The following is a 9208-nucleotide window of genomic DNA, read 5'->3' on the forward strand; positions in this document are numbered from 1 at the left end:
CGAACATTCATCTTACTATTAGTTATTAAAGTATATGGCAGGATTGTGGAAGACTTGATTTCGAGATGTTTTGGGATTCGTTTGCCGTGTTGAGCGTCAGGGATGGCTGGGAAGCCACTCGCTTTCCTGCGGGGATGACGGCAAGTCTCCTCGTGCTTCACACTGCGGGGTCTCGCCAGCCAATCCATTCCCGCGGGAGTCTCGCAGCTTCCCCATAGCCGTCAAGCTAGTGAATGATTGTAATTTAGCTTAAGTGATAATCATTTACTATTCCTTTATTTTCCAGTTGGTGCCCTACCAAAAGCTGAAAGTGTCAAGGTTCTAAAAATCAGTCGTTCATCTTTTACTTGTAAGCTATACCTAAAATGTCAAATGGGCTGAGATGGTTCTTTCTGTGCTCTTTTCCTCCGTGAATCCTGGCATTCTCGTAGACAAGCCTTATCATGGCCCTCACGTTTTCGACTCCTGTTTCGGCAGCCGTTATCAGGTGAGGCAAAGACTCGCGCGCTGTGTCGATGCATTTGTATTCACTAGCTTCAGCTTGATGAATCTTGTGTAAATACAATCGACATTGGAACGCCAACATTGATGAGAGAAGTATTTCAATCAACGTTCCATATAAATGACATTCAAAGCGTTCTTGTTTCATCTTTTGAACCTCATCAATCTCAAATAAGGACTTCCACGTTTTAAATAAGATTTCGATTTGCCATCTCAGGGAATACAGAGGGTATAGGTCTTGAGCCTTCAAATTCTCATGTGTTATATTGGTCACGAGAATTTGGATAGAGTTTCTTTCTTGGGCAGAAAGGGTCTGGTGGCCTTTCTGCCTTTTTAATTGTAAAGCTCTATCCCGTCTTTTGCGCTGTTCTTTTGTGAGTTTTTGTGCGATCACACGCGCCACAAAGGAGTTGCGAGAGTCTCCACCAACTTTGATGAACCCGTAGTCGACCGTTTCGCCTCCATCACAACCTTTCAAGTCTTCCTCCGGTTTAACCTGGGTCCAACCTTCTTTTTTACTCCCCAACCAAAATTTCGTCTGACTCGGAACTCGCGTGATTAAAGACGCTTCACTTTTGAAGATTTCCCTGATGATGCTTGCCGAGTAATATCCTAGATCGCGCAAAAGTAAATCCCCCGGCTGGTGGGTCCCTAAAACTTCTCGGGCTGCGTCCTTATCGCTCCTTGATTCGCGGCTAATGGAATGATAAAGAAATTCACCTTTGATGTATTCATATTCCAGTTGTACCTTGACACCAGGGCCTTGAACACCAGGATAGTCCTCATAGTTTCTCGGGAGGCGAAAGGATGTCGCATCCATAATTCGAATGCGAGAGAATAAAGAATGGTGGTCCAATATCGTGGAGACCTTTCCCTGTTGACCAGCTAATCGATCATAAATCTGTTTCAAAAACGAAACAGCCTTCGTATTGAAACGTTGGTTCAAGCCCTGTTTGGTTATCGTGGTCAAGTATTCGTAGCTGAATTTGGTGCTTAAATTGCGCAAGCTTTTCTGACTAATCGAATGTTGAAGAAACGTACATAGAACGAGAAAAGCTTCTGGGTTAAGTTTTCCTTTCCGCTTTTGAAACCCTGTATCATAGGCCGTTTTTTGAATGAAATCAGGGTGGAATGTCTGACGAATAACCTGAGACATGGCCTTGATTTGTCTTTCAAATACCATAAAATCATCCTTCCATAGAAATTTCTTCAAGGAAGGATAACGTTTATAGGAGGGAAGATAAAATCGTTGAGCTTAGCTTGACGGCTATGCGCAGCTTCCCAACCATCCCATTCGATGAATGTGAGAAACGAACCCCATTACTGTGTGGGGGGTCTTCCACTATCCTTGTGTTATATGCATAAAGCGCTACATAACAAGCTTTCCGCACCCAGAATAGAGTGCCTGCAAGTTCGTATCCTCCATTTATTCTGTGCATAAAAGCAGCTTATTCTGGAAGTGGTTTCGAGACACTTATATGGCAAAGGGGCGGAGGGAAACGGTGAGACTCCTATGGGACGTGTGGGACAGGTGAGACCCCGGAAGGCGTAGCCTGAGGAGGCTCACCGCCCGCCCCATGGAAAGCGAACCTTTTCCCGCAGCCCCTAAACTCTCACAAAAGTCTCGAAACTGAGTGTTCAAGTATTCTCTTTTATAATTTGATACAATGGATGAGACGTCATTGAAGGAGGTCATTTTGTTGAGTGAAACAAATAAAAATACCGAGCTTATGAAGCTCGTAGCGAAACAGACGAAATTGAAGGATCAGACAATCAAACAAGTCATTGAATTACTTGAAGAAGGAAATACCGTTCCGTTTATCGCCCGTTATCGGAAAGAGCTGACAGGCGGACTGAATGAAGTGCAAATCAAAGAGATAGAAGATCAGTGGAACTATGTAACGAACCTTGTTCAGCGTAAGGAAGAAGTCATTCGCCTCATTGATGAACAGGGCAAACTGACCGAAGACTTACGCCGCCAAATTGAATCCGCTGAAAAACTTCAAAAAGTGGAAGACTTGTACCGCCCTTATAAACAAAAACGTAGGACAAGAGCGACGATTGCCAAAGAAAAAGGGTTGGAGCCTCTCGCGACTCAAGTGTGGGAACAGCAGAACATCGACTTTGAAAAGGAAGCTGAAGCCTTCTTTTCTGATGAACACGAAGTGAATACGGTTGAAGATGTCTGGGGAGGGGTGAATGATATCATCGCCGAATGGATCTCGGATGACCCTACATATCGAGAAAAGATTAGAAAACAGACGCACGACAAGGGTGTCATCGCTTCATCTGAAAAGAAAGCAGATAAAGATGAAAAAGGCATTTTTGAAATGTATTATGACTACCAAGAACCCGTTCGGTCTATCGTGTCCCACCGTGTTCTAGCCCTTAACCGTGGTGAAAAAGAAGAAATCATTAAAGTATCCGTTCAGCCTCCTGAAGAGGCGATTGTTCAATATTTGGAGAGGAGTGTCATTAAACGCCATACGGTCGGGAAGCTTCGTTCCATTTTGGAAGAAGCCATTCAGGACAGTTATAAGCGTTTAATTCAGCCATCTGTTGAAAGGGAGATCCGAGGTGCATTATCTGAGCAAGCCGAGGAACAGGCGATTGAAGTTTTCTCCAGTAACCTGCGAAACCTCTTGCTCCAACCCCCGTTGAAAGGGAAAGTGGTTCTGGGAGTAGACCCTGCCTACCGTACCGGATGTAAGCTTGCCGTCGTAGATGAAACAGGGAAAGTGCTGGACATTGGCGTCATCTACCCAACAGCACCTAGAAATGATACGGCAGGAGCAGAGAAAAAGATTCTTGCCTTCATGGATACGTATGACATTGAGCTGATGGCCATCGGGAATGGTACAGCCTCCAGAGAAACGGAACAATTCATCGCAGATATGATCCAAAAACATCAGCTGAAGGCTTCTTATATGATTGTTAATGAAGCAGGGGCAAGTGTGTATTCAGCTTCGAAGCTCGCCCGTGAAGAATTCCCTGACTTTCAAGTGGAAGAACGAAGTGCGGTATCTATCGCTCGCCGTGTCCAGGATCCATTAGCAGAACTCGTGAAAATTGATCCTAAATCGATCGGTGTCGGTCAATACCAGCACGATGTAACTCAGAAAAAACTGAATGAATCATTAACATTCGTTGTAGAGACGGCGGTGAATCAAGTGGGAGTTAATGTGAACACAGCCTCTTCTTCTCTGCTGCAATATGTATCAGGGCTAAGTAAAACCGTTGCGAACAATGTCGTGAAAAAGAGGGAGGAGTTAGGCAAGTTTACGAAACGATCCGAACTCAAAGATATTCCACGCTTAGGTGCAAAGACATTTGAGCAAAGTATCGGCTTTTTACGAATACTAGACGGAAAAGAACCTCTTGATCGCACACCTATCCACCCGGAAAGTTACAAAGCGACAAGGGAACTGCTGAGGAAGTTCGGATTTACCACAGAAGATATCGGAACGGACAAGTTAGCAGAAGAATTGAAAAGTGTAGACACATCATCTGTAGCAGAACAACTGGACATTGGGGAGTTGACGCTGCAGGATATTGTGAAATCTCTCGTTCAGCCTGGCCGCGACCCAAGGGATGATTTGCCTAAGCCATTGCTGAAAACGAATGTTCTTTCAATGGAAGATTTAGAACAGGGGATGGAACTGGAAGGAACCGTAAGGAACGTAGTAGACTTCGGTGCTTTCGTGGATATTGGTGTAAAACAGGATGGGCTTGTCCATATCTCAAAACTTGCTGACAAATTCGTCAAACACCCAATGGACGTGGTGGCGGTAGGGGACGTCGTTACCGTTTGGGTCGATCAAGTGGATGTACAAAAGCAGAGGATCGCTTTGACCATGATCAATCAAGGATAATACTAAATGAAATTGCCTGGAGAGAGAAAGCTTTCCGGGTAGTTTTTATTTGTATAGGTGCTGATAGTAATACCAGCATTGATTCAGCATTTTAATTTGATATTTATCTTTGTTCAAGAATGCTTTTGTCATTTGGTTCTTCAACCAGGAAGGCATTAAGAAGTCATCTCCTTCATATTCAACTTTTTTCATTCTTATGATACAGTATGCAAAGGACGAGGGAGGTGTTCCTATGACAGACCAGGAATTGCAGCAATGGACCGATGAATTATCGAAAAAATACTTTGACAAGCCTTTTGCGCATGATGTATACTTCAATTCTCGTCTTCGGACGACAGGAGGGAGATACATTCCTTCTAAAAAAGTAATTGAAATCAATCCGAAATATATAGTAGAATTAGATGGTGTCGAATTAGAAGGCATCATTAAACATGAACTTTGTCATTACCACCTTCATATTGAAGGGAAAGGTTTTGGGCATCGCGATCCTGAGTTCAAGGCTTTATTAAAAGAAACAGGGTCTCCACGACACTGTTCACCATTGCCTTCTGAAAAAAGTGGGAACTTCCATCACTATGTTTGTACAAAATGCGGACAAACATACAAGCGGAAAAGACGGGTGAACACAAAACGTTTCGGATGTGGGAAATGTAAAGGGAATATAAAAAAGAAGTAAATTTTCCATTGACGAAAGAGGGGCCACATGTTAAATTAGTTAAGTCCTAACAAAACAAGCCAAAAACACATGGGAAACGACTTAAATTTCATGTAAAAAAGGTTTGACACCACGGACGAAATGTTATAAGATATAAAACGTCGCTGATAAACAGCAACGAACATTACGAATTATTCCAACGTAGCTCAGTGGTAGAGCAATCGGCTGTTAACCGATCGGTCGTAGGTTCGAATCCTACCGTTGGAGCCATTACGGAGAAGTACTCAAGTGGCTGAAGAGGCGCCCCTGCTAAGGGTGTAGGTCGCGTAAGCGGCGCGAGGGTTCAAATCCCTCCTTCTCCGCCATTTATTTTTGGCCCGTTGGTCAAGTGGTTAAGACACCGCCCTTTCACGGCGGTAACACGGGTTCGAATCCCGTACGGGTCACTTAACCTTATAAAGGTCCGGTAGTTCAGTTGGTTAGAATGCCTGCCTGTCACGCAGGAGGTCGCGGGTTCGAGTCCCGTCCGGACCGCCACTCTTTTTGGGCCATAGCCAAGCGGTAAGGCAACGGTTTTTGGTACCGTCATGCGCTGGTTCGAATCCAGCTGGCCCAGCCATTTTTCTTTCGAAAAAGAGTTGACAAAAAGCTGAATAAGTTATATGATGTTTCTTGTGCTTCAAAAAAACAACATCATCATTGAGTGTTACAGATTCCTTTAATAGGAGCCATTAGCTCAGCTGGTAGAGCATCTGACTTTTAATCAGAGGGTCGAAGGTTCGAATCCTTCATGGCTCACCATTTATTATGCGGGTGTGGTGGAATTGGCAGACACGCTAGATTTAGGATCTAGTGCTTCACGGCGTGGGGGTTCAAGTCCCTCCACCCGCATTATCCAATTATCATGATCAGCATCCCATTGTTTACTACAGCAATTTTGCGGTCGTGGCGGAATCGGCAGACGCGCTAGGTTGAGGGCCTAGTGGGAGGTAATCCCGTGGAGGTTCAAGTCCTCTCGGCCGCACCAACTTTTTTTAAAAAAAGTGCTTGCGTCACAACACAAAAGATGATAAGATATTAAATGTCGCTTTTTTAATGCGCCCGTAGCTCAATTGGATAGAGCGTCTGACTACGGATCAGAAGGTTAGGGGTTCGACTCCTCTCGGGCGCGCCATTAACGGGAAGTAGCTCAGCTTGGTAGAGCACTTGGTTTGGGACCAAGGGGTCGCAGGTTCGAATCCTGTCTTCCCGACCATCGAAATCCTAAATAACAATATGATACACTTGCGGGTGTAGTTTAGTGGTAAAACCTCAGCCTTCCAAGCTGATGATGAGGGTTCGATTCCCTTCACCCGCTCCATTTTATTGAATGTCATCGGGGCCTGTAGCTCAGTTGGTTAGAGCGCACGCCTGATAAGCGTGAGGTCGGTGGTTCAAGTCCACTCAGGCCCACCATGATTCATTTGATTTTTGAAAACTGAACGAACCAACCAGTACGTCAAAACATTTCTTCTTTATAGAAGAGATTTGAAACAAGCACATTCGGTGTGCAAATGAGCAAGTCAAACTTAACTTTTATGGAGAGTTTGATCCTGGCTCAGGACGAACGCTGGCGGCGTGCCTAATACATGCAAGTCGAGCGCGGGAAGCGAGTGGATCCTCATCTGAGGTGAAGCTCGTGGAACGAGCGGCGGACGGGTGAGTAACACGTGGGCAACCTGCCTGTAAGATCGGAATAACCCCGGGAAACCGGGGCTAATGCCGGGTAATACTTTCTTTCGCATGAAGGAAAGTTGAAAGATGGCTTCTTGCTATCACTTACAGATGGGCCCGCGGCGCATTAGCTAGTTGGTGAGGTAACGGCTCACCAAGGCGACGATGCGTAGCCGACCTGAGAGGGTGATCGGCCACACTGGGACTGAGACACGGCCCAGACTCCTACGGGAGGCAGCAGTAGGGAATCTTCCGCAATGGACGAAAGTCTGACGGAGCAACGCCGCGTGAACGATGAAGGTCTTCGGATCGTAAAGTTCTGTTGTTAGGGAAGAACAAGTACCGTGCGAATAGAGCGGTACCTTGACGGTACCTAACGAGGAAGCCCCGGCTAACTACGTGCCAGCAGCCGCGGTAATACGTAGGGGGCAAGCGTTGTCCGGAATTATTGGGCGTAAAGCGCGCGCAGGCGGTTCCTTAAGTCTGATGTGAAAGCCCACGGCTCAACCGTGGAGGGTCATTGGAAACTGGGGAACTTGAGGACAGAAGAGGAGAGTGGAATTCCACGTGTAGCGGTGAAATGCGTAGATATGTGGAGGAACACCAGTGGCGAAGGCGACTCTCTGGTCTGTTTCTGACGCTGAGGTGCGAAAGCGTGGGTAGCAAACAGGATTAGATACCCTGGTAGTCCACGCCGTAAACGATGAGTGCTAGGTGTTAGGGGGCTTCCACCCCTTAGTGCTGAAGTTAACGCATTAAGCACTCCGCCTGGGGAGTACGGCCGCAAGGCTGAAACTCAAAGGAATTGACGGGGGCCCGCACAAGCGGTGGAGCATGTGGTTTAATTCGAAGCAACGCGAAGAACCTTACCAGGTCTTGACATCCTTGGACATCCCTAGAGATAGGGCTTTCCCTTCGGGGACCAAGTGACAGGTGGTGCATGGTTGTCGTCAGCTCGTGTCGTGAGATGTTGGGTTAAGTCCCGCAACGAGCGCAACCCCTAATCTTAGTTGCCAGCATTCAGTTGGGCACTCTAAGGTGACTGCCGGTGACAAACCGGAGGAAGGCGGGGATGACGTCAAATCATCATGCCCCTTATGACCTGGGCTACACACGTGCTACAATGGATGGTACAAAGGGCAGCGAAGCCGCGAGGTGTAGCAAATCCCATAAAACCATTCTCAGTTCGGATTGCAGGCTGCAACTCGCCTGCATGAAGCCGGAATCGCTAGTAATCGCGGATCAGCATGCCGCGGTGAATACGTTCCCGGGCCTTGTACACACCGCCCGTCACACCACGAGAGTTGGCAACACCCGAAGTCGGTGAGGTAACCTTTTTGGAGCCAGCCGCCGAAGGTGGGGCCAATGATTGGGGTGAAGTCGTAACAAGGTAGCCGTATCGGAAGGTGCGGCTGGATCACCTCCTTTCTAAGGATATAACGGAAACGTACTGTGTTGGTTGTTCAGTTTTGAGAGATCAAACGATCTTTCAACTTGTGAACCTTGAAAACTGGATAAGGAATCATTGTCTTCATCTAACGATAAGACAATTGATGACAAGACATCTAATGATGACAAGACATCTAATTGAAATTGTAAACGTCTTTTCACGAAGATAGTTAAGTGAATAAGGGCGCACGGTGGATGCCTTGGTACTAGGAGCCGATGAAGGACGGGACTAACACCGATATGCTCCGGCGAGCCGTAAGTAGGCTTTGACCCGGAGATTTCCGAATGGGGAAACCCACTGTTCGTAATGGAACAGTATCCTATACTGAATACATAGGTATAGGCAGGCACACCCGGGGAACTGAAACATCTAAGTACCCGGAGGAAGAGAAAGCAAATGCGATTTCCCAAGTAGCGGCGAGCGAAACGGAATCAGCCCAAACCAGAAAGCTTGCTTTCTGGGGTTGTAGGACACTCCATTGGAGTTATCAAAGAGGAAGATAGGCGAATCGATCTGGAAAGGTCAGCCAGAGCAGGTAACAGCCCTGTAGTCGAAATCTTTCTCTCTCCGGAGTGGATCCTGAGTACGGCGGAACACGAGGAATTCCGTCGGAATCCGGGAGGACCATCTCCCAAGGCTAAATACTCCCTAGTGACCGATAGTGAACCAGTACCGTGAGGGAAAGGTGAAAAGCACCCCGGAAGGGGAGTGAAAGAGAACCTGAAACCGTGTGCCTACAAGTAGTCGGAGCCCGTTAATGGGTGACGGCGTGCCTTTTGTAGAATGAACCGGCGAGTTACGACCGTATGCGAGGTTAAGCAGCAGAAGCGGAGCCGCAGCGAAAGCGAGTCTGAATAGGGCGAGTGAGTATGCGGTCGTAGACCCGAAACCGTGTGATCTACCCATGTCCAGGGTGAAGGTCAGGTAACACTGACTGGAGGCCCGAACCCACGTAAGTTGAAAATTACGGGGATGAGGTGTGGGTAGGGGTGAAATGCCAATCGAACACGGAGATAG

At 46.9% G+C, this 9208-nt stretch carries 4 protein-coding genes, 12 tRNA genes and 2 rRNA genes (1 of these 18 running past the window's edge); 16 read left to right on the plus strand and 2 right to left on the minus strand.

Annotation, left to right across the window (positions count from 1 at the left end):
- Window positions 1-343: 343 nt before the first annotated feature.
- Window positions 344-1684 (minus strand): IS4 family transposase, encoded by a 1341-nt coding sequence (locus tag ACJA3J_RS02265; protein WP_406945410.1) that lies wholly within the window; start codon window positions 1682-1684, stop codon window positions 344-346.
- Window positions 1685-2201: 517 nt separating this feature from the next.
- Between ACJA3J_RS02265 and ACJA3J_RS02270 the strand changes: the two genes are divergently transcribed.
- The gene (locus tag ACJA3J_RS02270) at window positions 2202-4373 is read left to right on the plus strand and encodes a Tex family protein (RefSeq protein ID WP_406945411.1); all 2172 of its coding nucleotides are present in this window, start codon (window positions 2202-2204) and stop codon (window positions 4371-4373) included.
- 45 nt (window positions 4374-4418) lie between these two features.
- Here ACJA3J_RS02270 and cmpA read toward each other — a convergent pair whose 3' ends face one another.
- The gene (gene cmpA, locus ACJA3J_RS02275) at window positions 4419-4529 is read right to left on the minus strand and encodes a cortex morphogenetic protein CmpA (RefSeq protein WP_089654570.1); all 111 of its coding nucleotides are present in this window, start codon (window positions 4527-4529) and stop codon (window positions 4419-4421) included.
- A gap of 76 nt (window positions 4530-4605) precedes the next feature.
- Between cmpA and ACJA3J_RS02280 the strand changes: the two genes are divergently transcribed.
- The 15 genes from ACJA3J_RS02280 to ACJA3J_RS02350 form a co-directional block, all read left to right on the plus strand.
- Entirely contained in the window at window positions 4606-5049 is a 444-nt protein-coding gene (locus ACJA3J_RS02280) for a SprT family protein (protein ID WP_089654571.1), read from the plus strand.
- A 174-nt stretch (window positions 5050-5223) separates the two neighbouring features.
- Window positions 5224-5298, plus strand: a tRNA-Asn gene (locus ACJA3J_RS02285).
- A gap of 4 nt (window positions 5299-5302) precedes the next feature.
- Window positions 5303-5393: transfer RNA gene (locus tag ACJA3J_RS02290), tRNA-Ser, on the plus strand.
- A gap of 9 nt (window positions 5394-5402) precedes the next feature.
- Window positions 5403-5474: transfer RNA gene (locus ACJA3J_RS02295), tRNA-Glu, on the plus strand.
- A gap of 14 nt (window positions 5475-5488) precedes the next feature.
- A tRNA-Asp gene (locus ACJA3J_RS02300) sits at window positions 5489-5565 on the plus strand.
- A 7-nt stretch (window positions 5566-5572) separates the two neighbouring features.
- Window positions 5573-5647, plus strand: a tRNA-Gln gene (locus ACJA3J_RS02305).
- Between the two features lie 106 nt (window positions 5648-5753).
- A tRNA-Lys gene (locus ACJA3J_RS02310) sits at window positions 5754-5829 on the plus strand.
- 8 nt (window positions 5830-5837) lie between these two features.
- Window positions 5838-5919 (plus strand) — tRNA-Leu (locus ACJA3J_RS02315).
- 48 nt (window positions 5920-5967) lie between these two features.
- Window positions 5968-6055, plus strand: a tRNA-Leu gene (locus ACJA3J_RS02320).
- A 70-nt stretch (window positions 6056-6125) separates the two neighbouring features.
- Window positions 6126-6202, plus strand: a tRNA-Arg gene (locus ACJA3J_RS02325).
- Window positions 6203-6206: 4 nt separating this feature from the next.
- Window positions 6207-6283 (plus strand) — tRNA-Pro (locus ACJA3J_RS02330).
- A gap of 31 nt (window positions 6284-6314) precedes the next feature.
- Window positions 6315-6388: transfer RNA gene (locus ACJA3J_RS02335), tRNA-Gly, on the plus strand.
- 18 nt (window positions 6389-6406) lie between these two features.
- A tRNA-Ile gene (locus tag ACJA3J_RS02340) sits at window positions 6407-6483 on the plus strand.
- 119 nt (window positions 6484-6602) lie between these two features.
- A 16S ribosomal RNA gene (locus tag ACJA3J_RS02345) occupies window positions 6603-8169 on the plus strand.
- Between the two features lie 189 nt (window positions 8170-8358).
- Window positions 8359-9208, plus strand: a 23S ribosomal RNA gene (locus tag ACJA3J_RS02350) (it continues 2066 nt past the right edge of the window).
- The 16S and 23S rRNA genes sit together here with 12 tRNA genes alongside, the layout of an rRNA operon.

The sequence above is a fragment of the Halobacillus sp. SY10 genome (assembly GCF_045401165.1).
GTDB lineage: Bacteria > Bacillota > Bacilli > Bacillales > Halobacillaceae > Halobacillus > Halobacillus aidingensis.